The following is a 26509-nucleotide window of genomic DNA, read 5'->3' as shown; positions in this document are numbered from 1 at the left end:
TGGTACCCGGAAAATCAGCAGGATCCAGGTGGCGTGGTTCAGTCGCTGTTTTCGGACTTTTCCAGGTTTGCTTCGGCTCTCGCCGATCAGTCCCCTAATCGAGGGTGACCAAGCATGCAAGAAAGCGTGATGCAGCGCATGTGGGATAGCGCCCACCTTTCAGGTGGTAACGCTGCATATGTGGAAGAGCTCTACGAGCTCTACCTGCACGACCCTAACGCTGTGCCAGAAGAGTGGCGCACTTACTTCCAGAAGTTGCCAGCCGACGGCAGCACCGCTACTGATGTATCGCACTCGACAATCCGCGACCATTTCGTACTGCTGGCAAAGAACCAGCGCCGCGCCCAACCGGTATCTGCCGGGAGCGTGAGCAGTGAACACGAGAAGAAGCAGGTTGAAGTTCTGCGACTGATCCAGGCCTATCGTATGCGCGGCCATCAGGCTGCCAAGCTCGACCCGTTGGGGTTGTGGCAGCGCCCTGCGCCCGTAGACCTGTCGATCAATCACTACGGCTTGACCAATGCCGATCTTGATACGACCTTCCGTGCCGGCGACCTGTTCATCGGCAAAGAGGAGGCGAGCCTACGCGACATCCTGGATGCACTCCAGAAGACATATTGTCGCACCATTGGCGCCGAGTTCACCCACATCGTCGATTCCGAGCAGCGCAGCTGGTTCCAGCAGCGCCTGGAAAGCGTGCGCGGCCGTCCGGAATACTCCGCTGACGTGCAGGCCCACCTGCTCGAGCGCGTTACCGCCGGTGAAGGCCTGGAAAAATACCTGGGCACCAAGTACCCAGGCACCAAGCGCTTCGGCCTGGAAGGTGGCGAGAGCCTGATCCCGATGCTGGACGAAATGATCCAGCGTTCCGGCTCCTACGGCACCAAGGAAGTGGTCATCGGCATGGCCCACCGTGGCCGTCTGAACGTGCTGGTGAACACCTTCGGCAAGAGCCCGCGCGAGCTGTTCGACGAGTTCGAAGGCAAGAAGATGAACGAGCTGGGCTCCGGTGACGTGAAGTATCACCAGGGCTTCTCCTCGAACGTGATGACCTCTGGTGGCGAAGTGCACCTGGCCATGGCGTTCAACCCGTCCCACCTGGAAATCGTTTCGCCGGTGGTCGAGGGTTCGGTGCGCGCCCGTCAGGACCGCCGCAACGACACCGTTGGCGACAAGGTGCTGCCGATCTCGATCCACGGCGACGCTGCATTCGCCGGCCAGGGTGTGGTCATGGAAACCTTCCAGATGTCGCAGACCCGCGGTTTCAAGACCGGCGGCACCGTGCACATCGTGATCAACAACCAGGTTGGTTTCACCATCAGCAACCCGCTGGACGCGCGCTCCACCGAGTACGCCACCGACGTGGCCAAGATGATCCAGGCGCCGATCCTGCACGTGAACGGCGATGACCCGGAAGCAGTGCTGTTCGTCACCCAGCTGGCCATCGACTACCGCATGCAGTTCAAGCGTGACGTGGTCATCGACCTGGTCTGCTACCGCCGTCGCGGCCACAACGAGGCCGACGAGCCGAGCGGCACCCAGCCGCTGATGTACCAGCAGATCACCAAGCAGCGTACCACCCGCGAGCTGTACGCCGAGTCGCTGATCCAGGCTGGCCGTATCGATGCCGAGCGTGCCCAGGCGAAGATCGACGAGTACCGCAACGCGCTGGACAACGGCCTGCACGTGGTGAAAAGCCTGGTCAAGGAGCCGAACCGCGAGCTGTTCGTCGACTGGCGCCCCTACCTGGGCCATGCCTGGACTGCGCGTCACGACACCCGCTTCGACCTCAAGACCTTGCAGGACCTGTCGGCCAAGCTGCTGGAAATCCCGGAAGGCTTCGTCGTCCAGCGCCAGGTGGCGAAGATCTACGAAGACCGCCAGAAGATGCAGGCCGGTGGCTTGCCGATCAACTGGGGTTATGCAGAGACCATGGCCTACGCCACCCTGCAGTTCGAAGGTCACCCGATCCGCATGACCGGCCAGGACATCGGCCGTGGCACCTTCTCGCACCGCCATGCAGTGCTGCACAACCAGAAGGATGCCGGCACCTACGTACCCCTGAAGAACCTGTTCCCCGGCCAGCCGATGTTCGAGCTGTACGACTCCTTCCTGTCGGAAGAAGCCGTGCTGGCCTTCGAGTATGGCTACTCGACCACCACACCGAACGCGCTGGTGATCTGGGAAGCCCAGTTCGGCGACTTCGCCAACGGTGCGCAAGTGGTCATCGACCAGTTCATCACCAGCGGCGAGCACAAGTGGGGTCGCCTGTGCGGCCTGACCATGCTGCTGCCGCACGGCTATGAAGGGCAGGGCCCGGAGCACTCCTCCGCGCGCCTGGAGCGTTACCTGCAGCTGTGTGCCGAGCACAACATCCAGGTCTGCGTGCCAACCACGCCGGCGCAGATCTACCACCTGCTGCGTCGTCAGGTCATTCGCCCGCTGCGCAAGCCGCTGATCGTGCTGACACCGAAGTCGCTGCTGCGTCACAAACTGGCCGTTTCGACCCTGGAAGACCTGGCAGAAGGCTCGTTCCAGACCGTGATCCCGGAAATCGACAACCTCGATCCGGCCAAGGTCGAACGCCTGGTCCTGTGCGGTGGCAAGGTCTACTACGACCTGCTGGAGAAACGCCGTGCCGAAGGCCGCGAAGACATCGCCATCGTGCGTATCGAGCAGCTGTATCCGTTCCCGGAGGACGACCTGGTCGAAATCCTGGCGCCGTACACCAACCTCAAGCATGCCGTGTGGTGTCAGGAAGAGCCGATGAACCAGGGTGCCTGGTACAGCAGCCAGCACCACATGCGCCGTATCCTGGGCCGCCACAACAAGGCGCTGGTCCTGGAATACGCCGGCCGCGACGCTTCCGCCGCGCCAGCTTGTGGTTACGCTTCGAAGCACGCCGAACAGCAGGAAAAACTGCTGCAAGACGCCTTCACTGTCTAACGCCTTCGCGCACCTGAAACCGAATTTAAGGAAATACAGATAATGGCTATCGAGATCAAAGCCCCAACCTTCCCGGAATCGGTTGCCGATGGCACCGTTGCCACCTGGCACAAGAAGCCGGGCGAAGCCGTCAAGCGTGACGAGCTGATCGTCGACATCGAGACCGACAAGGTCGTCCTGGAAGTGCTGGCTACCGCTGACGGCGTGCTGGGCGACATCGTCAAGGGCGAGGGCGACACCGTCCTGTCCGACGAGGTGCTGGGTTCGATCGTTGAAGGCGGCGCTGCTGCCGCACCTGCTGCCGCCGCTGCACCTGCCGCTGCACCCGCTGCGGCAGCTGCCGATGCTGGTGAAGACGACCCGGTCGCCGCCCCGGCTGCGCGCAAGCTGGCCGAAGAAAACGGCATCGACCTGGCCAGCGTTGCCGGTACCGGCAAAGGCGGTCGCGTCACCAAGGAAGACGTGGTTGCAGCGGTTGCCAACAAGAAGTCGGCACCTGCCGCTGCGCCGGCTGCCAAGCCTGCTGCCGCTGCTGCTGCCCCGGTGGTCACCGCTGCTGGCGACCGCACCGAGAAGCGCGTCCCGATGACCCGCCTGCGTGCCAAGATCGCCGAGCGCCTGGTAGAAGCCCAGTCGAGCATGGCCATGCTGACCACCTTCAACGAAGTGGACATGACCGAAGTCATGGCCCTGCGCTCGAAGTACAAGGACCTGTTCGAGAAGACCCACAACGGCGTGCGCCTGGGCTTCATGTCGTTCTTCGTCAAGGCTGCCACCGAGGCGCTGAAGCGCTTTCCGGCGGTCAACGCCTCGATCGACGGCAACGACATCGTCTACCACGGCTATGCCGACGTCGGCGTTGCGGTGTCCAGCGACCGTGGCCTGGTGGTACCGGTACTGCGTAACGCCGAATCGATGAGCCTGGCCGAAATCGAAAACGGCATCGCCACCTTCGGCAAGAAGGCCCGTGACGGCAAGCTGTCGATCGAAGAGATGACCGGTGGCACCTTCACCATCACCAATGGCGGTACTTTCGGTTCGATGATGTCGACCCCGATCGTCAACCCGCCGCAGGCCGCGATCCTCGGCATGCACAACATCATCCAGCGCCCGATGGCCGTTAACGGCCAAGTGGTGATTCGCCCGATGATGTACCTGGCGCTGTCCTACGACCACCGCCTGATCGATGGCAAGGAAGCGGTAACCTTCCTGGTCACCATCAAGAACCTGCTGGAAGATCCGTCTCGCCTGCTGCTGGACATCTAATCGCGCGGCTGTAAGCTGCGAGCGGCAAGCTTCAAGTCGAAGCCTGCCTGTCTCGCAGCTTGCAGCTTGCTGCTTGAAGCTCAAAAGGAATCTTTTATGACCCAGAAATTCGACGTAGTGGTAATCGGTGCAGGTCCTGGCGGTTATGTCGCTGCCATCAAGGCCGCACAACTCGGTCTGAAGACTGCCTGTATCGAGAAGTACACCGACGCCGAGGGCAAGCTGGCCCTGGGCGGCACCTGCCTGAACGTCGGTTGCATTCCTTCCAAGGCCCTGCTGGACAGCTCCTGGAAGTACAAGGAAGCCAAAGAAAGCTTCAACGTGCATGGCATCTCCACCGGTGAAGTGAAGATGGACGTTGCCGCGATGGTTGGCCGCAAGGCTGGCATCGTCAAGAACCTGACCGGTGGCGTGGCCACCCTGTTCAAGGCCAACGGTGTTACTTCGATCCAGGGCCACGGCAAGCTGCTGGCGGGCAAAAAGGTCGAAGTCACCAAGGCTGACGGCACCACCGAAGTGATCGAAGCCGAGAACGTGATCCTGGCCTCCGGCTCGCGTCCGATCGACATTCCGCCAGCGCCTGTCGACCAGAACGTCATCGTCGACTCCACCGGCGCCCTGGAATTCCAGGCCGTACCCAAGCGCCTGGGCGTGATCGGTGCTGGCGTCATCGGCCTGGAGCTGGGCTCGGTATGGGCTCGCCTGGGTGCTGAAGTCACCGTGCTGGAAGCCCTGGACACCTTCCTGATGGCTGCCGACACTGCCGTGTCGAAAGAAGCCCAGAAAACCCTGACCAAACAAGGCCTGGACATCAAGCTGGGCGCGCGCGTCACCGGCTCTAAAGTCAATGGCGACGAAGTCGAAGTCACCTACACCAACGCCGAAGGCGAGCAGAAGATCACCTTCGACAAGCTGATCGTTGCGGTCGGCCGCCGTCCGGTGACCACCGACCTGCTGGCTTCCGACAGCGGCGTGACCATCGACGAGCGTGGCTACATCTACGTCGACGACCACTGCGCGACCAGCGTGCCGGGCGTCTATGCCATCGGTGACGTGGTGCGTGGCCTGATGCTGGCGCACAAGGCCTCGGAAGAGGGCATCATGGTGGTTGAGCGCATCAAGGGCCACAAGGCCCAGATGAACTACGACCTGATCCCTTCGGTGATCTACACCCACCCGGAAATCGCGTGGGTCGGCAAGACCGAACAATCCTTGAAGGCCGAGGGTGTTGAGGTTAACGTAGGCACCTTCCCGTTCGCGGCCAGCGGCCGTGCGATGGCGGCCAACGACACCGGTGGTTTCGTCAAGGTCATCGCCGACGCCAAGACCGACCGCGTGCTGGGTGTACACGTGATTGGCCCATCGGCTGCCGAACTGGTGCAGCAGGGCGCAATCGCAATGGAATTCGGCACCAGTGCCGAGGACCTGGGCATGATGGTCTTCAGCCATCCAACCCTGTCCGAAGCGCTGCATGAAGCAGCGCTGGCTGTGAATGGCGGCGCCATTCACGTGGCCAACCGTAAGAAGCGTTAATCATAAGAAACCACGGCGGGCAGCCCGTCGTGAGTCTTGCGTGCATGACTCACCGCGGAACGTCCGCCGGACCGGATCACATGGGATAACCCGGGGTCAACGGTCACAGGTGGCGCGGCGCCAGTAATGGCGCAGCGCCGAAGCGCAGTACCTAACGAAGACGGTAAAAAGCATGAATCTTCACGAGTATCAGGGTAAGCAGCTGTTCGCTGAGTACGGCCTGCCAGTTTCCAAGGGTTTCGCAGTCGATACCCCTGAGCAAGCTGCAGAAGCCTGCGACAAGATCGGCGGGAACGAGTGGGTAGTCAAAGCCCAGGTTCACGCGGGTGGTCGCGGTAAAGCGGGCGGCGTCAAGCTGGTTCGCAGCAAGGAAGACGCCAAGGCGTTCGCTGCACAGTGGTTGGGCAAGAATCTGGTTACCTACCAGACCGATGCCAACGGTCAACCCGTCTCCAAGATTCTGGTCGAATCCTGCACTGACATCGCCAAAGAGCTGTACCTGGGCGCTGTAGTCGATCGTTCGAGCCGCCGCATCGTGTTCATGGCCTCCACCGAAGGTGGCGTGGACATCGAGAAAGTCGCTCACGAAACGCCTGAGAAAATCCTCAAGGCCACCATCGACCCACTGGTCGGCGCACAGCCGTTCCAGGGTCGCGAGCTGGCATTCCAGCTGGGCCTGGAAGGCAAGCAAGTTCAACAGTTCGCCAAGATCTTCGTAGGCCTGGCCAAGCTGTTCAAGGATCACGACCTGGCGCTGCTGGAAGTGAACCCGCTGGTGATCAAGGCCGATGGCGACCTGCACTGCCTCGATGCCAAGATCAACATCGACGCCAACGCCATGTACCGTCAGCCCAAGCTGAAAACCTTCCACGACCCGTCGCAGGACGACGCCCGTGAAGCCCACGCTGCCAAGTTCGAACTGAACTACGTTGCCCTCGAAGGCAACATCGGCTGCATGGTCAACGGTGCCGGCCTGGCCATGGGTACCATGGACATCGTCAACCTGCACGGCGGCAAGCCGGCCAACTTCCTCGACGTTGGCGGCGGTGCTACCAAAGAGCGCGTTACCGAAGCGTTCAAGATCATTCTGTCCGACAGCAATGTCGCGGCCGTTCTGGTCAACATCTTCGGCGGCATCGTTCGCTGCGACATGATTGCCGAAGGCATCATCGGTGCAGTGAAAGAAGTCGGCGTCAAGGTTCCGGTCGTCGTTCGCCTTGAGGGCAACAACGCCGAACTGGGCGCTAAAGTACTGGCAGAAAGCGGTTTGAACATCATTGCGGCAACCAGCCTGACCGACGCTGCTCAACAAGTTGTCAAAGCTGCGGAGGGCAAGTAATGAGCGTCCTGATCAATAAAGACACCAAAGTTATCTGCCAGGGCTTCACCGGCTCGCAGGGTACTTTCCACTCCGAACAGGCCATCGCCTACGGCACCAAGATGGTCGGCGGCGTAACCCCAGGCAAGGGTGGCACCACCCACCTGGGCCTCCCGGTGTTCAACACCGTCAAGGAAGCCGTGGAAGCTACCGGCGCTGATGCTTCGGTCATCTACGTACCGGCTCCTTTCTGCAAGGACTCGATCCTGGAAGCAGCCTTCGGCGGCATCAAGCTGATTGTCTGCATCACCGAAGGCATTCCTACCCTGGACATGCTGGATGCCAAGGTCAAGTGCGACGAGCTGGGCGTGACCCTGATCGGCCCTAACTGCCCAGGTGTCATCACCCCAGGCGAGTGCAAGATCGGCATCATGCCTGGCCACATCCACCTGCCAGGCAAGGTCGGTATCGTGTCGCGCTCCGGCACCCTGACCTACGAAGCTGTGAAGCAGACCACCGACGCCGGCTTCGGCCAGTCGACCTGTGTCGGTATCGGTGGTGACCCGATCCCGGGCTCCAACTTCATCGATATCCTGAAGCTGTTCCAGGAAGACCCGAAGACCGAAGCGATCGTCATGATCGGCGAGATCGGCGGTTCGGCTGAAGAAGAAGCAGCGGCCTACATCAAGGCCCACGTGACCAAGCCTGTCGTTTCCTACATCGCTGGTGTTACCGCTCCTGCGGGCAAGCGCATGGGCCACGCTGGCGCCATCATTTCTGGCGGCAAAGGCACTGCAGACGAGAAGTTTGCAGCCCTGCAGGACGCGGGTGTGAAAACCGTGCGTTCCCTGGCCGACATCGGCAAGGCCCTGGCCGAGCTGACCGGTTGGGAAGCCAAGAAGTAATACCGCTACACCCCCCACGCGCACAGAGGCCACCTTCGGGTGGCCTTTGTCGTTTGTGGGGTTCTGTATTCCTGTGCCGCACTCTTCGCGGGCAAGCCCGCGAAGAGGCCAGATCAGGCACTGTAGATTTTTCGATGGGTTTGATAGGAATTTTCACACAGACACGGCGTTTAAACCGAGGATAATTCCCTCTGTCTTCGGTCGCACAGACGACAAACATGTACGCACATCGGACAAGCAGCACTGTTCCAGTGCGTTTGACTGACAAAACGGTTACATTACGCGCTCACTCTGTGCCCGTACCCCAAAAGGGAACGACACGCTAAACGGGTCTGGCCTATCAAGCCGGGCAGCATTTCCCCTCATCCAAAGGGAAATCCCCTCTCGAATCCCGATTTCAGCAGTGTGGTACTACCTTAAAATGAAAGTTCTCAAAGGCCAGGATATCCTGGCGCTTGGCTTTATGACGTTTGCGCTTTTTGTGGGTGCAGGCAACATCATCTTCCCGCCTATCGTCGGCCTGCAGTCCGGCCCCCATGTGTGGATGGCGGCGCTGGGCTTCCTGGTTACGGCCGTAGGCCTGCCGGTCATCACCGTGGTCGCCCTGGCCAAGGTCGGTGGTGGCATGGATGCCCTGAGCAGCCCGATCGGCAAATTCTTCGGCGGCTTGCTGGCGGCCGTCTGCTACCTGTCGGTCGGCCCACTGTTCGCTACCCCGCGTACGGCGACCGTTTCGTTCGAAGTGGGTGTTGCTCCGCTGACCGGGGAAAGCCCGCTGGCGCTGTTCATCTACAGCCTGGTGTATTTCGCTGTGGTGCTGGCCGTGTCGATGTACCCCGGCAAGTTGCTCGATACCGTGGGCCGCTTCCTGGCGCCGTTGAAGATCATCGCCCTGGCCGTACTGGGCATTGCCGCCTTTGCCCTGCCGGCAGGGGGCATGGGTGACGCGCAGCCGGCTTATGCGGCAGCGGCCTTCTCCAAAGGCTTCTCCGATGGCTACCTGACCATGGATACCCTGGGGGCCCTGGTGTTCGGTATCGTCATCGTCAACGCCATCCGCTCGCGCGGTGTCGAGTCGCCGAAGCTGATTACCCGTTATGCCATCATCGCCGGCCTGATCGCCGGTGTCGGCCTGGCCCTGGTCTACATCAGCCTGTTCCGTCTGGGCGCCACCAGCCACGATATCGCGGCGGATGCCACCAATGGCGCGGCCGTTCTGCATGCCTACGTACAGCACACCTTCGGTTCGTTGGGCAGCGGCTTCCTTGCGGTGCTGATCGCGCTGGCCTGCCTGGTGACTGCGGTGGGCCTGACCTGCGCATGCGCCGAGTACTTCAGCCAGATCCTGCCGCTGTCGTACCGCGCCCTGGTGGTGATCCTGGCTGGCTTCTCGCTGTTGATTTCCAACCTTGGCCTGACCAAGTTGATCATGTTCTCGATCCCGGTACTTACCGCCATCTACCCGCCCTGCATCGTGGTAGTCGGCCTGAGTTTCGTGAAAGAGCTGTGGCATTCGCCGACCCGTATCCTGGCGCCGGTCATGCTGGTGTCGCTGGTGTTCGGGATGGTCGATGCGATCAAGGGCAGCAGCCTTGCCCACATGCTCCCGGACTTCATGGCGCACCTGCCGTTGAGCGATGCCGGCATGGCCTGGCTGGTGCCATCGGTGGTGACCCTGATGGGCGCCGTCGCCTGCGACCGCATGCTGGGCAAGCCGCGCGAAGCGCTGGCCTGACGCGTCGGGCCAAGCCTTGGGGGCGGCACCGGCCACAAGCCGAAGGGTGCCCGCCCAAGGTGCAAGCTGCAGAGCCCCGTATCGGCAACGATGCGGGGCTTTTTTCTGCCCCAAACCGGCAGTACGAATTTCAGCAGGAATGTGTGCCTTTTGCCGCTTGCCAGCGTCGAAACCCGGTCCCTATCCTTCAGGCACCTGGCCTTTTCGGGAATCCTGCATGAATTTCATCCAAAGCAACCTCAACAACCTGCTGGCCGTCGCCTGGTTCGCCCTGTGCTGGGGTGGCTATACCCGGTATGCGATCTGGAAAGGGCGCGACACCGCGTGCCTGGCCAGCGTGCTGCACCTGTACCGTGAAGACTGGATGCGGCGCATGTTGCTGCGCGATAACCGTATTGCCGATGCCAGCGTGATCGGCAACCTGGAGCGCAACGCGTCGTTCTTCGCCTCCAGCACCTTGATCATCCTGGCCGGTATCCTCACCGTGCTGGGGGCCTCCGACAGGGCGCTGTCGCTGCTGGCCGACCTGCCGCTGGTGCAGCAGACTTCACAGGGCATGTCGGAGATCAAGTTGTTGTGCCTGGCCATGGTCTTCGTGTATGCCTTCTTCACCTTCAGCTGGTGCATGCGCCAATACAACTTTGCTGCCGTACTGGTTGGCTCGGCACCGATGATTGGCGAACGGCAGGTCAACGAACTGGAGCGCAAGGCGTTCGCCTCGCGGGCAGCACGGGTGTTGTCGCTGGCGGCCAACCAGTTCAACCTTGGTTTACGTTCCTATTACTTCGGCATGGCCATGTTGAGCTGGTTCATCAGCCCGTGGTTGTTCATGGGCATGAGTGTGGGCGTTGTATTGATCTTGTACCGTCGGGAGTTCCATTCCGATGTGCTGGAGGTGATGGTCTTTACCCCCACGGATAGTGTCAACAGCGAGCCATTGAAAGAGGGTGGTGTAGCAGTGAACTGAAACGATTAACCGTTAATTCAACGCAAAAAAAAACCCGACAACGTCGGGTTTTTTTATCGGGCTGATTACTGCTTGGCAGGTTCTGCCGGCGCCGGAGTAGCCGGGGCGGCTTCTTCGGCAGCCTTTTGCTCGGCTTCAGCCTGATCTTTGGCAGCTTCGGCGTTTTCCTTGGCGGCGTCGTTCATTTTATCCTGAGCTTCGCCCATCTTTTCCTGGGCTTGCTCGGCATGTTCCTGCGCATCTTGGGCTTTGTCTTCGCTCGCTTTATCGCAAGCAGCCAGGCCCATGGCAGCAGCCAGCATCAGAGCAAAAGCAAATGGTTTACGCATGGGGGTGTTTCTCCTTGGTGTGATAAGTGACTTGTTCCTTCGAGTGCAGCCACTTGGAATAAGTTCAACGAAGGTTTCAGATATATAACGCCCCGTTCTACATGGACTTTTGAACCCACCTATGCCGTTTGGAAGGGACGTGGTAACAGCCTATGAGTGATGCGACCTTGATGTCCATGGCCGAGCGTTTTCTTTCGGCATTGAAACACTGCCAGTTGTTGCAGATGCGTGTGGCCCAGGCTGATGAAACTGGCATGACGCTGGTCCTGCCCTGGTCGCCGGCCATTGTCGGCAACCCGCAAACCGGTGCCGTACACGGTGGGGCGCTGACAACGCTGATGGACACCACCTGCGGCATGGCCACGCTATGCGTACTGCCGCACTTCGAGGTATGCCCGACCCTGGATCTGCGCATCGACTACATGCACCCGTCGGTACCGGGCAAGGACATCCATGGGCATGCCCAGTGTTACCGGGTGACCCGCGACGTGATCTTCACCCGTGGCAGCGCCTACCAGGACGACCCCGAGCGGCCGATCTGCCAAGTGGTGGGTACGTTCATGCGGTTGGGCACGCAGGTCAAGGGCGGCATCCGCTTTGGCAGCAGCCTGAAGGAGGGCGGGTCATGATTCCGCCGGCCATTCGCCAGCAACTCAATGCAGCACACGCGCAAGGTGACTATCGCCCCTTGCTGGCATTGATTCCCTACGCCGGGTTGATCGGCATCGAATGCGAGCGCGAGGGGGATGACCTGCTGTTCCGCCTGCCAGCCAATCCGGACACTGTCGGCAACCCGCTCTTGCCCGCTATCCATGGCGGGGTGATTGCCGGCTTCATGGAGCTCTCTGCAGCGCTGTACCTGCTGATCTATAGCGACAGCGCCAGCATTCCGAAGATCATCGATTTCTCCATCGACTACCTGCGCGCCGGGCTGTTGCGCGATACCTACGCGCAGTGCCAATTGTGGCGCCAGGGGCGACGGGTGACCAATGTGGCCATTACCGCCTGGCAGAGCGACCGCCAGTCGCCGATTGCCACGGCCCGCGCGCATTTCAAGATCGAACCGCAAAAGCCCTTGAAATCATCCGGGCAGCCCCCATCTGCATGACATCCGCCGTTAACGCAGGCTGTACCGCCCGCCAGGCGCCATTGCAATCAGATCGGAGTTTTGAAGACCATGAGTGTGGAGACTCAAAAAGAAACGCTTGGCTTCCAGACCGAGGTAAAGCAACTGCTGCACCTCATGATCCATTCCTTGTATTCGAACAAGGAGATCTTCCTGCGTGAACTGATCTCCAACGCCTCCGACGCCGCCGACAAGCTGCGCTTCGAGGCGCTGGCCAAACCAGAGTTGCTGGAAGGCGACGCCGACCTGAAGATTCGCCTGAGCTTCGACAAGGAGGCGGGTACCGTGACCCTCGAGGACAACGGTATCGGCATGAGCCGCGAAGACGTCATCACCCACCTGGGCACCATCGCCAAGTCCGGCACTGCCGACTTCATGAAGAACCTCACCGGTGACCAGAAGAAGGACTCGCACCTGATCGGCCAGTTCGGCGTGGGCTTCTATTCCGCGTTCATCGTTGCCGACAAGGTTGACGTGTACAGCCGTCGCGCCGGCCAGCCGGCTGCCGAAGGCGTACATTGGTCGTCCCGTGGCGAGGGTGAGTTCGAAGTCGCCACTGTCGACAAGCCCCAGCGCGGCACCCGCATCGTCCTGCACCTGAAGAAGGACGAGCAGGAGTTCGCCGATGGCTGGCGCCTGCGCAACGTGGTCAAGAAGTACTCCGACCATATCGCCTTGCCTATCCAGTTGCCGAAAGAGCAGGCGGCTGCCGAAGGTGAAGAGCAGCCGGCCGAAGAGTGGGAAACCGTCAACCGTGCCAGCGCCCTGTGGACCCGTTCGCGCAGCGACGTGAAGGACGAGGAATACCAGGAGTTCTACAAGCACATCGGCCACGACTTCGAGAACCCGCTGGCCTGGAGCCACAACAAGGTCGAAGGCAAGCTTGAATACAACTCGCTGCTGTATGTGCCGGCCCGCGCGCCGTTCGACTTGTACCAGCGCGAAGCGCCACGCGGCCTGAAGCTGTATGTACAGCGCGTGTTCATCATGGACCAGGCCGAGTCGTTCCTGCCGCTGTACCTGCGCTTCATCAAAGGTGTGGTCGACTCCAACGACCTGTCGCTGAACGTGTCGCGTGAAATCCTGCAGAAAGACCCGATCATCGACTCGATGAAGACCGCGCTGACCAAACGCGTGCTGGACATGCTGGAGAAGTTGGCGAAGAACGAGCCTGAGCAGTACAAGGGCTTCTGGAAAAACTTCGGCCAGGTGCTGAAGGAAGGCCCGGCCGAAGACTTCGCCAACAAAGAGAAGATCGCCAGCCTGCTGCGTTTTGCCTCCACTCACGACGACAGCGGCGAGCAGAGCGTTGCCCTGGCCGACTACCTGGCGCGCGCCAAGGAAGGCCAGGACAAGATCTACTACCTCACCGGTGAGTCCTATGCGCAGGTCAAGAACAGCCCGCACCTGGAAGTCTTCCGCAAGAAAGGCATCGAAGTGTTGCTGCTGACCGACCGCATCGACGAGTGGCTGATGAGCTACCTCAACGAATTCGACGGCAAGGCCTTCGTCGACGTCGCCCGCGGCGACCTGGACCTGGGCAAGCTGGACTCCGAAGAGGACAAGAAAGCCCAGGAAGAAGTCGCCAAGGACAAGGAAGGCCTGGTCGAGCGCCTGAAAGGTGCATTGGGTGACAGTGTGGCCGAAGTCCGCGTGTCGCACCGCCTGACCGACTCCCCGGCGATCCTGGCCATTGGTGAGCAGGACCTTGGCCTGCAGATGCGCCAGATCCTCGAGGCCAGTGGGCAGAAAGTGCCGGAGTCCAAGCCGATCTTCGAGTTCAACCCAAGCCACCCGCTGATCGACAAGCTGGACAACGAGCAGAGCGAAGACCGTTTCGCCGAGCTGTCGCATATCCTCTTCGATCAGGCGGCCCTGGCGGCCGGGGACAGCCTGAAAGACCCGGCAGCGTACGTTCGTCGCCTGAACAAGCTGCTGGTCGAGCTGTCTGCTTGAGTTGATGCAGAGGAAAGCCCGCTTCGGCGGGCTTTTTTATGACGAGTGCCAATGGAGTGCCTGATGAGCAAAGTAATCGTCGAATCGCTGGTGTATCACCTGTCCGGCCGAACCTACGAAAGCCGCCTGGTCTACGAGCCCGGGGCGCTGGGGCGCCCGGGCCTGGTCATGGCACCGAACTGGATGGGGATTGGCGAAGGTGCCGAACGCATCGCCAAGGAAGTGGCCGAAAAAGGCTATGTGGTGTTACTCGCCGACCTGTATGGGCAGTCGGTGCGCCCGTCCAATGCGGACGAAGCCAGCGCAGCGATGATGCCGCTCAAGAACGACCGCGGCGAACTTCGCAAGCGCATGCAGGAGGCCCTGGCCCAGTTGCTGGGGCAGTCCAAGGCGCTGCTGGAGCCTGGCAAAGTTGCCACCTTCGGTTTCTGCTTCGGGGGTTGCTGTGCGCTGGAGCTGGCGCGCAGCGGCGCCGACTTGCGTGCGGCAGTGTCGTTCCACGGCACATTGGACACGCCGAACCCCGAGGATGCCAAGCGCATCAAGGGCTCGGTGCTGGTGCTGCACGGTGCATCCGACCCATTGGTGCCGAAAGAGCAGCTGCCGGCATTCGAAGACGAGATGAATGCGGCCAAGGTCGACTGGCAGTTGCTCAGCTATGGCGGGGCCGTGCATTCGTTCACCGACCCTGGCGCCAATGTGCCGGGCAAGATGCAGTATGACCGGCGCACCTCGGAGCGGGCGTTCCGTTCGATGCATAACCTGCTGACTGAAGTGTTCCAGCGCTGATCGCATAGTGGGGCTGCTGTGCAGCCCTTCGCGGGCTTGCCCGCTCCCACGACTCTCACCCTGTGGGAGCGGGCAAGCCCGCGAAGGGGCGCAAAGCGACCCCAATCAGCGAGGCAACTCGATCCTCGAGCTCTCCCCCGGCACGACCGGCCAATCCCCCGCAGCCCATCTGGCCCTCGCCTGCTCGATCAGCGCCGGGTCACCGGCGACAAAGTTCCAGTTCATCCGCCGCGGCCCATCCAGCGGCGCGCCGCCAATCAGTACCAGCTGGCATTCACCTTGCGCACACAGCGTCACCTCTTCGCCCTCCGGCAGCACCACCAGGCTGCACGGCGCCACATCCTCGCCGTTCATCTGCAGTTCGCCCTCCAACAGGTACAGCGCCCGCTCCACGTGCTCGTTCGGCACCTGCAAGGTAGCCGCCGTTTGCATCTGCACCTGCGCATAGAGGGTAGGGGACAGCACCGGCACCGGTGACGCCAGGCAGAACCCGGTGCCGGCAATCATGCAGATGCGCACCCCCAGGCTGTCGCTAACCGGCAGGCTGGCCGCAGGATGATGGCTGTAGCTGGGCGCGCCTTGTTCATGCTCACGTGGCGAGGCCAGCCAAACCTGCAAGCCGTGCAGGCTTGACCCTTTGGCCAAGGCGTCAGCAGGGGTGCGCTCGACGTGCGCCACGCCGCGACCGGCCGTCATCCAGCTGACGTCGCCGGGCAGCACCAACTGGTCCGAGCCCAGGCTGTCCTTGTGCTGAATTGCCCCTTCGAACAGGTAAGTCAGGGTTGAAAGGCCGATGTGCGGGTGTTGGCGGATGTCCATGCCGCGCCCGGGGGCGTAGACGGTTTTCAGCATGTGATCGAAGAATACGAACGGGCCGACACTGCGGCACTGCGCCGCTGGCAGCGGGCGCAGAATCGGCTGGCCCTCGACCGACTCTGCACGGGGGCGAATGATCAGCGTGCTGCTCATGAGAATGGCTCCAGGCAAGGGGGCAATGCCCAAGCATAACGGTTTGCCTGCTGGGCCTGAACCGTCTTCTGCACCGGCCGGTCTACCTTGTCTGATACCAGGAGAAGGGAGCTGCCCATGAATGCCAAAGCGCTGGCCTGCGCGTTACTGTCCGCTTGCTTGTGCCAAGCGGTACAGGCGCGTGACTACCGCTACAGTGACGCCCACCTGCACTATGTGGATTTCTTCCAGGAAAGCGAGGGGATGCCGGCATTGCTCAAGGCGATGGATGCGGCAGGCGTTGACCAGTCGATGATTTCCGGCATTCCGGTGGCCAAGAAGTGGCACGAAGACGAGCCCAAGCGCCCGCGTTACTACGCCGGTGATGATGCCGATGCTTACTGGTACAGCGCCACCGACACCTATGTGGCGGCCGCGCTCCAGCAGTTGCCACCGCAGCAGCGTAAACGCTTCCACCCGTTCCTGAGCGGGTTCAACCCGGTGGACAAGAACGCCGTCAGCCATATCGAGCGTATGCTCGATCTGTACCCGGGGCTATGGCAGGGCATCGGGGAGGTGTTTACCCGCCATGATGACCTGACTGCGTTGACCAGTGGCGAAACGCCGCGCGCCAACAACGAAGCCATGACCCGGATCTATCACCTGGCCGCTGAGCGCGACCTGCCAGTGCTGCTGCACTCCAACATCACCTCCAAGCGCGAGCGCAACCCGCTGTACCTGGCAGAAATCGAAGAGCCGCTACGCAATCACCCGCACACCCGGTTCATCTGGGCCCATGCTGGCAGCAGCATGGAAATACACCGGCATCAGACGCAGATGGACTTTTTACTGCCCGTGCTGACGCGGTTGCTTGAGGATTACCCGAACCTGTATGTCGATCTGTCGTGGAGTGTGCTGCAGCCGTATCTGCTGGATGACAAGGGTGTGCCGCGCAAGGAATGGCTGGCGTTGGTCGAGAAGTACCCGGAGCGGTTCATGCTGGGGTCGGATGTGGTGGGGCAGTTTGGCAGCCTGGGCGAGCAGATGCACGGGTTCAAGCCGTTTCTGGATGCGTTGCCGGAGGGGGTGGCGAACAAGGTAGCCAAGGAGAACTTCCTGGCTGTGTTGCCCAGGCAGAAGTAAGGGTTTACCAGTACTGACCTATCGCAGGCAAGCCAGCTCACAGGGATCGCATCAGGGCTGACAGGTGTTTGCCACAAGGTATGCAGCGCCTGTTAGAGCGAGCGCCGCCCGCGCGGCGCATCGCGAGCTGCGCTCGCTCCTACGTTTGTTTCGGGCCAATGATTCCTGTGGGATTTGCGCGCGAACGCCTTGGCGCATGCCTCAAAATCGCGTCGTACGAACAAGGCGGCCGCGCGCATCTGGCACAGGGGCTACTGGCCCGAAACAAACGTAGGAGCGAGCGCAGCTCGCGATGCGCCGCGCGGGCGGCGCTCAATCTCACAGGCGCTGAAGATGCTGCGGCTACCCGTGCCAGAAACCATTCTCCCACAGGTACAGCGCAGCACTCAGGCCCTGTGCTGATCCTGTGGGCTTGCCTGCGACAGGGCCAGTACAGGCCACACAAAAGAAAACGCCCCGAACCAGTCGGGGCGTTTCTGATTACTGCCAGGGCGCCTTACTTGCCTTCCCAGCGCTTGAGCACCAGCGTGGCGTTGGTGCCGCCGAAGCCGAAGCTGTTGCTCATGACCGTGTCGATCTTGGCGTTTTCCTCGGTTTTGCGCAGGATCGGCAGGTCGGCCACTTCCGGGTCCAGCTCGTCGATGTTGGCAGAGCCGGCGATGAAGTTGTTTTCCATCATCAGCAGGCAGTAGATCGCCTCGTGCACGCCCGCGGCGCCCAGCGAGTGGCCCGACAGGCTCTTGGTCGAGCTGATCTTCGGCGCCTTGTCCTTGAATACCTCGCGAACGCCTTTCATCTCGGCAACGTCACCGACCGGGGTCGAGGTGCCGTGGGTGTTCAGGTAATCGATCGGGGTGTCGACGGTAGACAGCGCCTGCTGCATGCAGCGGATAGCGCCTTCGCCACTCGGGGCAACCATGTCGTAACCGTCGGAGGTCGCACCGTAGCCGACGATTTCGGCGTAGATCTTGGCGCCACGGGCCAGGGCATGTTCCAGCTCCTCGACCACCACCATGCCGCCGCCGCCAGCGATGACGAAGCCATCACGGTCTGCGTCGTAGGCGCGCGAGGCCAGTTCCGGGGTTTCGTTGCGCTTGGTCGACAGGGCGCCCATGGCATCGAACAGGAACGACTGGCTCCAGTGCTCTTCTTCACCGCCGCCGGCAAAGACGATGTCCTGCTTGCCCCACTGGATCTGCTCCAGGGCGGTACCGATGCAGTGAGCCGAAGTGGCGCAGGCCGACGAGATCGAGTAGTTGATGCCCTTGATCTTGAACGGCGTAGCCAGGCACGCCGAAACGGTGCTGCCCATGGTGCGCGTAACGCGGTAAGGGCCGACACGCTTGACGCCTTTCTCGCGCAGGGTGTCCAGCGCTTCCATCTGGTTCAGGGTCGAGGCGCCGCCGGAGCCAGCCACCAGGCCGGTACGCGGGTTGGACACCTGCTCTTCGGTCAGGCCGGAATCCTTGATCGCGTCCTGCATGGCCAGGTAGGCGTAGGCAGCCGCGTGGCCCACGAAGCGGTAGACCTTGCGGTCGATCAATTCTTCGAGGTTGAGGTCGATGGACCCGGAAACCTGGCTACGCAGCCCCATTTCCTTGTATTCCGGGTTGTAACGGATACCCGGACGGCTGTTGCGCAGGTTTTCGGTGACGGTAGCTTTGTCATTGCCCAGGCACGAAACGATGCCCAGACCAGTGATAACGACGCGGCGCATGCGAATAACCCTTAGAAATTGTCAGTGGAGGTGAACACGCCGACCCGCAGGCCTTCGGCGGTGTAGATCTCGCGGCCGTCAACGCTGACCGAGCCATCGGCGATGGCCATGTTCAGCTTGCCCTTCAGGACGCGTTTGATGTGGATGTTGTAGGTGACTTTCTTGGCGGTAGGCAAAACCTGGCCGAAGAACTTCACTTCGCCCGAACCCAGGGCGCGGCCGCGGCCTGGCAGGCCCTGCCAGCCGAGGAAGAAACCGACCAGCTGCCACATGGCGTCGAGGCCCAGGCAGCCCGGCATGACCGGGTCGCCTTCGAAATGGCAGGCGAAGAACCACAGGTCCGGGGTGATATCCAGCTCGGCGACCAACTCACCTTTGCCGTACTTGCCGCCTTCTTCGCTGATGTGGGTGATGCGATCGACCATCAGCATGTTCGGCGCGGGCAGTTGCGCATTACCTGGGCCGAACAGCTCACCGCGACTGCAGCGCAGCAGGTCTTCCCGAGTAAAGGCGTGTTGTTTGGTCATGCGAGCTCCTCAATAACCCCCTGTGGCAGGGGATGAATCTTCCCGACCGACCCGAATAACCAACGGCTTCGGGGCGGTAGCCTACAGGTAGACTATTGCGTTGTGGTGAAAGTCACAGTGCACCTGGTGAAAGAAGTACAGGTGTGCACTGAAACGTCTATTTTCAGGGCCGATGAAGGTCCTGTCCAGTGTTTAAGACTGCCGCACTTTAGCATTTATCGCCAGTCGCGGTTGTCTGGCCGGGTAACCAGCGTTGCAGCACGCGCTGCAGTTCGCTGCGGCGCAAGGGTTTGCTCAGGTAGTCATCCATGCCTGCGGTCATGCATCGCTCGCGGTCGCCGTCGAGCGCGTTGGCGGTCAGGGCGATGATCGGCAGGCCTGTGCCGTTGTCCAGTTGGCGAATGCGGCGGGTGGCTTCATAGCCGTCCATGTGCGGCAACCGGCAGTCCATCAGCACCGCGGCAAAGCGCTGGCGGCCCACCAGGTCGACCGCCTCGAGGCCGTCTGCAGCGGTGCACACCGCCAGCCCAAGGCTGCGCAGCATGGCTTCTATGACACTCTGGTTGACCGCATTATCCTCGACCAACAGCACCTTTTTCTGCTCTGCAGCGGCCGCTGGCGGGTCGAGTAGTGGGTGCGGCAGTGGCGCTGGCGCCTGGCTGGCCAGGGCCAACGGCATCTCCAGGGTGAACGTTGAACCCTGGCCCACATGGCTCTCACCGCGCAGCTTGCCACCCATGCGCTCGGCCAGGGTGCGGGCGATCGACAACCCCAGCCCGGTGCCGCCATAGCGGCGGGAAATCGAGCTGTCCGCTTGCTGGAACGCGACGAACATCATTTCCAGGCGGTCGCTGTCGATACCGATGCCGGTATCACGCACGCTGCAGGTCAGCCAGATCAACTGCCGATCGACCACTTGCCAGCGGGCCTCGACCTGCACCTGGCCGCGTTCGGTGAACTTCAGCGCGTTGCCCACCAGGTTCAGCAGGATCTGGCGGATGCGCGTAGGGTCGCCGTTCACCTGCAACTGGCCGATGTCGGCCGGCAGTTGCAGGTGCAGCCCAAGGCCGCGTTGCTGGGCGCTGTGCTGGAAGGACTGGACGCTGCTGGTGATCAGCTCGCCGAGGTTGAAGTCGATGTGTTCAAGTTGCAGCGCGGCGCGTTCGATGCGCGAGAAGTCCAGAATATCGTTGATGACTTTCAGCAGGTGCCCGGTGGACTCGCTGGCCACGGCGGTGTAATCGGCCTGTTCGTTGCTGAGCGGGGTGGTTTCCAGCAATTGCAGCATGCCCATCACGCCGTTCATCGGGGTGCGCAGCTCGTGGCTCATCATCGCCAGGAAATCGGACTTGGCACGGTTGGCCTGTTCAGCCTCTTCGCGGGCCTGGATCAGCTCGGCAATGGTTTGTTGCTGTTCAGCGCTGGCCTGCTCCAGGGCGCTGGCCAGGTTGTTGATGTGGCGCGCCAGGTGGCCCAACTCGCTGTCGTCTACCACCGGCAAGGGCGTGTTGTACTTGCCTTGCTGGATGGCCTTGACCGCGTGGCCCATGTCGCTGATCGGCTTGGCCAGGCTCAGGGCCAGGCGGCGAGCCAGCAAGAAGGTGAACAGCAGGGCGAACAGCGCGAGGATGCCCGCCTTGATCACGATTTCCTGCTGGCGCTGGCTGAACGCGTCATCGGACATGCCGACGATCACCCGGCCCAGGTAGTCGTCCCCGATGGCCGGGGTGTTGGCTTTGCCCTGTTGCAGAAAATCGTTGTCCAGGCGTATCTGCTGCAGGCGGATGGGCGCCTGGAACACTTCGACCTGCTGCGCGCGGTTGGCGCTTTCGTCGGACTGCTCCACGTAGACCAGGATGTGGTTGCGGCTATCCTGTACCTCCAGGAAGCGGACGTGCGGGATGCTGAGGGTGGCCCGCATGAGCCCCTCGAGCACTTCGTTGTTACCGGAAATCACCCCGTACTCCGACGCGGGTGCCAGCTGGTTGGCGATCAATTGCCCGGTGTGGTTGAGTTCCTGGCGCAGGTCCTGGATACGAACGAAGGTAAAGAAGCTGATCAGCAGCAAGGTCAGCAGCAGCGCGGGGCCAAGGCTGATGATCTGGGTGCGGGTGTGAATGTCCCAACTCAGGCGTTTGCTGCTCATGGGGTGGGTTCTCCTTCGGCCAGTACCTGGGCGGCGGCGTTCGGATCGATCGGTTCAAGGCCCAGGGCCCGGGCCACTTGCTGGTTGCCGCTGACGCTGTAGCGCTTGGGGTAGAGGCTGCGCGGCCAGCGCGCCGGGGGCTGGTCGAGCAATTGGTCGAGTTCCGCCAGCCAGTCATCCTGGTCGCTGTAGGTGCTGGCCAGTGCGCCGGCGCGGACAAAACCGGCGTTGGGGCCGATCAGCGCCATCTGCCGGCCATAGCTGCTCAGCAGCAGGTTCTTTGCCGTCTTGGAGTTGTACAGGTCAGGGTCGTCCAGCCCCAGCAGGACATCGCTGTTGCCCAGCAGGTGCTGCAATGGCCGGTTGTCGCGTGGGTCGGACCAGTCCTGGGCTACGATTTCCAGGCCCAGCGGCCGTGCCGCATGGCGCAGTTCCTCGAGCAGAAACCCACTGTGCTGGCCGTACAGCACGCCGATACGCCGTGCCTGGGGCAGCAAGTAACGCGCCAGGCGCAACTGACGGGCCGGTGGCGCGTCATTCCACAGGAAGGTGAGAAACGCCGGGCGCGACTTTCCCAGGCGCTGCTCAGCCTGAACGCGGCTGACGCGCATGACCAAGGCCGGTGGCCCGGCGGTTTCGCTCAGGCGCCAATCGAGGGCAGGGTTGTCGAGCAGGATCAGGCGCTGGTCGGCCTTGAGTTTGCCTGGTGATGGCAAGTCGGCGGTGGTCTGGAAGTGCACATGGTCGTGCGGCCTGCGGTTTTCCAGCGCCGCCACGAAGCTGCGGATGCCGGGCTGGTCCTCGGCGCCGATCAGCAGGATCTCGCTGGCCGACAATGGGCCCAGCGGCCACAGGCACAGTACCAGCAGGCGCAACAGCAGGCTCATCAGAACTCCAGCTCCGCGCTGACGCTCAGGCGGTGGCGGCTGTCGTAGCGGTTCTGGACTGCCGTGGTCGGCTCATCGTCCAGGCGCTGTTGCCACAACGCCGCCAGCTCCAGGTTGCTGCCATATACCCGGAAACGCTTGGCCAGGCGCAGGTCCAGGCGCTCGTAGCGGTACGCGTTGAGAGCATCGTCGCCGTAGTAGAACAGCGCGCTCGACCAACCTGCACCCCAGTCGCGCATCCACCCGGCCGAACCGCTGTTGCGGGCGCTGAGGCGGCGATCGTCGGGGTTGCTGGCCCAGGCATCGACATAGGCGTAGGTCAGGCGCAGGCGGTCGCGCAGGGTAGGGCGCCAGTCCAGTTGTGCCTCGCTGCCGCTGAAGCGGGCCTTGTTGGCGTTGCTGGCGATGTACTGGTTGTTGCGCAGCGGCTCGCTGATCATGCCGGTGATCTCGTCGTAGAACAGCTTCACGTCCATGCTCAGGTCGATGTCGCTGAAATAGCCGTTGTAGCCCAGTTCGCGCGAGCGCATGCGCTCTTGCTCGAGGTCGCCGGGGCCGCGGGTCTTGACGAAGTATTCGCCGTTTTGCAGGCCGAATGCATTGGGCGTGAGGTTCTTGACCGTGTAGCTCCAGTTGACGTTGTTCTCGAACATGTCGGGCGAGCGCACGGCCTCGGAATACACCGCACGCAGGCCATGGCGCGGGGTGATCAGGTAGTTGATCGCCACACGCGGGGTCAGCGAGCTGCCGGACAGCTGCGAGTCCTCGAACATGGCGCCGCCCTGCAGGATCCAGTGCTCGTCGGCGCGCCATTCCAGTTGCCCGAACAGGCGCCAGGTCTGGTCGTCGACGCTGCCGTTGAAGTAGGTCTGCGAATCGGCCCGGTCATAGCGGTAGTTCATGCCGCTGAGCAGGCGCAGGCTGTCTGTCAGGCTCAGGGTGTCCTGGATTTCCAGGTCGTAGCGGGTTTCGCGGGTACTCTGGTCAACATCGCCGCATACCTGTTGCTTGCCGCCGTTCTGCCATTGCTCCTGCACTTTCTGCAAAAGCCCTTGCAGGGCCGGGTCGTTCGTGGCCAGGGGGGCACCTGTGGCAATGCCGCGCGCCACGCTTTCGGCAAAGTTCGGGTTCAGTTGCCAGAGCTGGGTCAGCTCGGGGCTGAACGACTGCACCGCATCACAGGCGCGCCACACTTGCTGGCGGTCAAAATGTTGCGCCGAGCCCTGAACATAAAGGCTGTGTTCAGCGCTGAATTCCTTGGTCCAGCGCAGCGAGCCGGCGTAGTCCTTGGCGTTGACGTCGGCATTGTTGCCGGCTTCGTACTGCTGGAAAACCGGCTGGTAGGTGTAGGGCCGTTGATTGCTGCCTTCTTTGGCCGCAAGTTGCCATTCCAGGGTCTGGTCGTTGGCCAGGGTGTGACTGGCGCTGAGGTTGAAGCGGTTCAAACGGCGGCTGTCGCGGTAGTCCTGGCCGAACTGGTTCTCGTCGAAGCCGTCGTCGCGCTGGCCCGATACCGACAGGCGCATGTCGCCGCCCTCCCAGCCGAAGCCGTGGCTGAGGTAATAGTCGTTGATGCCATCCTGGCCGCGGGTCAGTTTCATCCGCGTGCCATGGCTGTCGGCCGGGTTGCGGGTCAGGATGTTGACCACGGCCATCAGCGCGTTGGCGCCATAGCTGACCGTGTTCGGGCCACGGAACACCTCGATACGCTCGATATCCTCCATGGCCAGGGGAATGTCGCTCCAGTCCACCGTGGCCAGGCCGGCGCGGTACACCGAGCGGCCATCGATCAGCACCTGCATGCGCCGCGCGTCGCTGGCGTTGCTGCCATGGTAGTTGACCGTGGGCTGGTTGCCGGCGCCGTAGCCGATCATCATGCCCGGTACCAGGCGCAGCAGCTCGGGGATGTCACGGGCACCGCTGGCGCGGATCAGTTCGCTGTCGATGACGGTCATGCTGCCCGGTACCGCTGCCGGCGACTGTTTCAGGCGCGTGGCGGTCAGAACCTGGGGCAGGTCGGTGTTGTCGATGAACAGATCCTCGGCCACGGCCGGGCTACCGAGCAGGGCGGTCAATATGAGCAGACGCGGGAAAGGGGGCGTGCCAGGGAACACAGAGCAGCCTTGTCTCAGGATGGAAACAGGCATGGTAACCGACCTTGGCGCAATTGCCAGTGACCCGCCTCAAGCTTCTGGCTGCAGGCATGCCGCGCCAGGCTTTTCTCGCTGCCGGTAGCTCGAAGCTTGCAGCTTGGCTTTATAATGCGCCGGTCGCCACTTACTTTATGGCTTTAACGGATTGAATATGACTGAACAGCAACCTGTTGCAGTTCTGGGCGGCGGCAGCTTCGGCACCGCCGTGGCGAACCTGCTGGCGGAAAACGGTGTGCCGGTGCGCCAATGGATGCGCGACCCGGCCCAGGCCGAGGCCATGCGTGTCAATCGTGAAAACCCGCGCTACCTCAAGGGCATTCGCCTGCACGACGGGGTGGAACCGGTCAATGACCTGCTGGCCACCTTGCAAGCCAGCGAGCTGGTGTTTGTGGCCCTGCCATCCAGCGCATTGCGCAGCGTGCTGGCGCCGCATGCCGAGCTGTTGCGCGGCAAGGGCCTGGTCAGCCTGACCAAGGGCATCGAGGCGCAGAGCTTCAAGCTGATGAGCCAGATCCTCGAAGAGATCGCCCCCCAGGCACGCATCGGCGTGTTGTCCGGGCCCAACCTGGCCCGCGAAATTGCCGAGCACGCGTTGACTGCCACGGTAGTGGCCAGCGAACACGAAGCGCTGTGCCAGCAGGTGCAAACGGTGTTGCACGGGCGTACCTTCCGCGTTTATGCCAGTGCTGACCGATTTGGCGTGGAGCTGGGCGGGGCGCTGAAGAACGTTTATGCGATCATCGCCGGCATGGCCGTGGCCTTGGGCATGGGCGAAAACACCAAGAGCATGCTGATTACCCGTGCCCTGGCCGAAATGACCCGCTTTGCCGTCAGCCTGGGCGCCAACCCCATGACCTTCCTGGGCCTGGCCGGGGTCGGTGACCTGATCGTCACCTGTTCGTCCCCCAAAAGCCGCAACTACCAGGTGGGTTTCGCACTGGGGCAGGGCCAGAGCCTGGAGGAGGCCGTTACCCGCCTGGGCGAAGTGGCCGAAGGCGTCAACACGCTCAAGGTGCTCAAGGCCAAGGCCCAGGAGGTGCAGGTGTACATGCCGCTGGTGGCGGGCCTGCATGCCATTCTGTTCGAGGGCCGCACGCTGAACCAGGTCATCGAGCACCTGATGCGTGCCGAGCCCAAGACCGACGTCGATTTCATTTCCATCAGCGGCTTCAACTGAGCCGAACAGAGCAAGGAGCGGTACATGAACGATACCCCGGAGCGCGCCCAACGCGAGTCGATCATCCTGCGGGTGCTGTGGATGCTGGTGTTCCTGGTGGTTTGGCAACTGGCTGAATTGCTGTTGGGCGGCCTGGTGCTGGTGCAACTGGTCTACCGCCTGGTGTATGGCGCACCCAGCGCCAGCCTGATGAATTTCGGCGACAGCCTGAGCCAGTACCTGGCGCAGATCGGCCGTTTCGGCACCTTCCATACCGACCAGAAACCCTGGCCGTTCGCCGATTGGCCAGCAGCGCGTGCGCCGGAAGGCGAGGCGCCGCACGCCGTAGCCCCGGCCCCGCACCCTGTGCGGGACGAGGAGCCCAAGCTGTGAAACTGTGGGTACTGCGCCACGGTGAGGCCGAACTGCGGGCCAACAGCGATGCCGAACGGCGCCTGACTGCGCATGGTCGCGAGCAGGTGGTGCGCAGCGCTGCCCATCTGCTGGGGCAGCCATTGCAGGCGATCATCGCCAGCCCTTATGTGCGGGCCCAGCAGACTGCGGCGCTGGTGCACGAGACCCTGGGGTTTGCCGAGCCACTGCGCACCGTGCCTTGGCTCACACCAGAGGCCGATGTGCAGCAGGTCATCGGCGCAATCGAGCGGCTGGGGCTGGAGCATGTGCTGCTGGTCAGCCATCAGCCGCTGGTGGGCAACCTGGTCGGGCTGTTGCAACATGGCCACCTGCAACAGCCAGCGGCCATGAGCACGGCCAGCCTGGCCGAGCTGGAAGGGGAATGGCCCCTGGCCGGGCTGATGACCCTGAAGGCGCTCAACGCCCCTGCGTGAGCTTGCGGGGGCCTGGGGCCCCAATACACCGAGATGGCAACTGACATTTTTGCCAGTTGTCCCTCGCGTCGACTGCTTGATAGCGTTGCCCGAAAACCAGCAGTCAGGGAGCGA

At 62.2% G+C, this 26509-nt stretch carries 22 protein-coding genes; 15 read left to right on the top strand and 7 right to left on the bottom strand.

Translation table 11 applies throughout. From position 1 onward, the window contains the following. Positions 1-114: 114 nt before the first annotated feature. The 7 genes from L1P09_RS16535 to L1P09_RS16505 all read left to right on the top strand — a co-directional run bounded on the left by L1P09_RS16535 (position 115) and on the right by L1P09_RS16505 (position 10670). Entirely contained in the window at positions 115-2946 is a 2832-nt protein-coding gene (locus tag L1P09_RS16535) for a 2-oxoglutarate dehydrogenase E1 component (protein WP_029886713.1), read from the top strand. Between the two features lie 42 nt (positions 2947-2988). Then, a complete protein-coding gene (gene odhB / locus L1P09_RS16530) occupies positions 2989-4212 on the top strand; it encodes a 2-oxoglutarate dehydrogenase complex dihydrolipoyllysine-residue succinyltransferase (protein ID WP_054881175.1) in 1224 nt (407 codons plus the stop codon). A 96-nt stretch (positions 4213-4308) separates the two neighbouring features. Next, positions 4309-5745, top strand: coding sequence for a dihydrolipoyl dehydrogenase (gene lpdA / locus L1P09_RS16525; protein ID WP_009684703.1), 1437 nt, complete (start codon positions 4309-4311; stop codon positions 5743-5745). A 172-nt stretch (positions 5746-5917) separates the two neighbouring features. Beyond that, on the top strand, positions 5918-7084 hold the full coding sequence (gene sucC / locus L1P09_RS16520; RefSeq protein ID WP_003254205.1) for an ADP-forming succinate--CoA ligase subunit beta: 1167 nt from the start codon (positions 5918-5920) through the stop codon (positions 7082-7084). Continuing rightward, positions 7084-7968, top strand: coding sequence for a succinate--CoA ligase subunit alpha (gene sucD / locus L1P09_RS16515; RefSeq protein ID WP_003254203.1), 885 nt, complete (start codon positions 7084-7086; stop codon positions 7966-7968). Before sucC ends, sucD begins: the two co-directional genes overlap by 1 nt. A gap of 421 nt (positions 7969-8389) precedes the next feature. Then, entirely contained in the window at positions 8390-9703 is a 1314-nt protein-coding gene (gene brnQ, locus L1P09_RS16510) for a branched-chain amino acid transport system II carrier protein (RefSeq protein ID WP_029887683.1), read from the top strand. Between the two features lie 217 nt (positions 9704-9920). Next, complete coding sequence (locus L1P09_RS16505) at positions 9921-10670, top strand: DUF599 domain-containing protein (RefSeq protein WP_054904881.1); 750 nt, start codon at positions 9921-9923, stop codon at positions 10668-10670. 65 nt (positions 10671-10735) lie between these two features. Here the strand turns inward: L1P09_RS16505 and L1P09_RS16500 are convergent, their stop codons facing one another. Beyond that, positions 10736-10999 (bottom strand): hypothetical protein, encoded by a 264-nt coding sequence (locus L1P09_RS16500; protein ID WP_009684700.1) that lies wholly within the window; start codon positions 10997-10999, stop codon positions 10736-10738. Positions 11000-11151: 152 nt separating this feature from the next. Between L1P09_RS16500 and L1P09_RS16495 the strand changes: the two genes are divergently transcribed. The 4 genes from L1P09_RS16495 to L1P09_RS16480 all read left to right on the top strand — a co-directional run bounded on the left by L1P09_RS16495 (position 11152) and on the right by L1P09_RS16480 (position 14870). Further along, entirely contained in the window at positions 11152-11628 is a 477-nt protein-coding gene (locus L1P09_RS16495; protein ID WP_054904882.1) for a PaaI family thioesterase, read from the top strand. Next, complete coding sequence (locus tag L1P09_RS16490) at positions 11625-12107, top strand: PaaI family thioesterase (RefSeq protein WP_054904883.1); 483 nt, start codon at positions 11625-11627, stop codon at positions 12105-12107. Before L1P09_RS16495 ends, L1P09_RS16490 begins: the two co-directional genes overlap by 4 nt. 69 nt (positions 12108-12176) lie before the next feature. Then, a complete protein-coding gene (gene htpG, locus L1P09_RS16485) occupies positions 12177-14081 on the top strand; it encodes a molecular chaperone HtpG (protein ID WP_029887686.1) in 1905 nt (634 codons plus the stop codon). A gap of 63 nt (positions 14082-14144) precedes the next feature. Beyond that, positions 14145-14870: a dienelactone hydrolase family protein gene (locus L1P09_RS16480; protein WP_054904884.1), complete on the top strand. Its 726-nt coding sequence runs from the start codon at positions 14145-14147 to the stop codon at positions 14868-14870. 105 nt (positions 14871-14975) lie between these two features. Here L1P09_RS16480 and L1P09_RS16475 read toward each other — a convergent pair whose 3' ends face one another. After that, on the bottom strand, positions 14976-15839 hold the full coding sequence (locus tag L1P09_RS16475; protein WP_235767897.1) for a pirin family protein: 864 nt from the start codon (positions 15837-15839) through the stop codon (positions 14976-14978). A 117-nt stretch (positions 15840-15956) separates the two neighbouring features. On the opposite strand from L1P09_RS16475, the gene L1P09_RS16470 reads away from it, so the two are divergent. Then, the gene (locus L1P09_RS16470; protein ID WP_047149581.1) at positions 15957-16961 is read left to right on the top strand and encodes an amidohydrolase family protein; all 1005 of its coding nucleotides are present in this window, start codon (positions 15957-15959) and stop codon (positions 16959-16961) included. Positions 16962-17457: 496 nt separating this feature from the next. Here L1P09_RS16470 and fabB read toward each other — a convergent pair whose 3' ends face one another. The 5 genes from fabB to L1P09_RS16445 all read right to left on the bottom strand — a co-directional run bounded on the left by fabB (position 17458) and on the right by L1P09_RS16445 (position 24385). Beyond that, on the bottom strand, positions 17458-18678 hold the full coding sequence (gene fabB / locus L1P09_RS16465) for a beta-ketoacyl-ACP synthase I (protein ID WP_029887743.1): 1221 nt from the start codon (positions 18676-18678) through the stop codon (positions 17458-17460). Positions 18679-18689: 11 nt separating this feature from the next. Next, the gene (gene fabA, locus L1P09_RS16460; RefSeq protein ID WP_008089108.1) at positions 18690-19205 is read right to left on the bottom strand and encodes a 3-hydroxyacyl-[acyl-carrier-protein] dehydratase FabA; all 516 of its coding nucleotides are present in this window, start codon (positions 19203-19205) and stop codon (positions 18690-18692) included. 208 nt (positions 19206-19413) lie between these two features. Next, a complete protein-coding gene (locus tag L1P09_RS16455; protein WP_235767896.1) occupies positions 19414-21351 on the bottom strand; it encodes an ATP-binding protein in 1938 nt (645 codons plus the stop codon). Then, positions 21348-22238: an ABC transporter substrate-binding protein gene (locus tag L1P09_RS16450; RefSeq protein WP_009683175.1), complete on the bottom strand. Its 891-nt coding sequence runs from the start codon at positions 22236-22238 to the stop codon at positions 21348-21350. Before L1P09_RS16450 ends, L1P09_RS16455 begins: the two co-directional genes overlap by 4 nt. After that, complete coding sequence (locus L1P09_RS16445; protein ID WP_232892591.1) at positions 22238-24385, bottom strand: TonB-dependent receptor plug domain-containing protein; 2148 nt, start codon at positions 24383-24385, stop codon at positions 22238-22240. The genes L1P09_RS16450 and L1P09_RS16445 overlap by 1 nt, the downstream gene beginning before the upstream one ends. Positions 24386-24542: 157 nt before the next feature. Between L1P09_RS16445 and L1P09_RS16440 the strand changes: the two genes are divergently transcribed. From L1P09_RS16440 to sixA, 3 genes are read left to right on the top strand one after another with little or no spacing between them, the layout of a single operon-like run. Then, positions 24543-25568 carry an NAD(P)H-dependent glycerol-3-phosphate dehydrogenase gene (locus L1P09_RS16440; RefSeq protein WP_009683173.1) on the top strand — a complete coding sequence of 342 codons (1026 nt, stop codon included), beginning with the start codon at positions 24543-24545 and terminating at the stop codon, positions 25566-25568. A gap of 24 nt (positions 25569-25592) precedes the next feature. Continuing rightward, entirely contained in the window at positions 25593-25940 is a 348-nt protein-coding gene (locus L1P09_RS16435) for a DUF4389 domain-containing protein (protein ID WP_029887739.1), read from the top strand. After that, positions 25937-26395: a phosphohistidine phosphatase SixA gene (gene sixA / locus L1P09_RS16430; protein ID WP_054904245.1), complete on the top strand. Its 459-nt coding sequence runs from the start codon at positions 25937-25939 to the stop codon at positions 26393-26395. The genes L1P09_RS16435 and sixA overlap by 4 nt, the downstream gene beginning before the upstream one ends. Positions 26396-26509 lie beyond the last annotated feature (114 nt).

It is taken from the genome of Pseudomonas juntendi, assembly GCF_021560075.1.
GTDB lineage: Bacteria > Pseudomonadota > Gammaproteobacteria > Pseudomonadales > Pseudomonadaceae > Aquipseudomonas > Aquipseudomonas juntendi.
The sequence above is the reverse complement of the archived record's forward strand: the minus strand, read 5'-3'. Positions and strand labels throughout refer to the sequence as shown.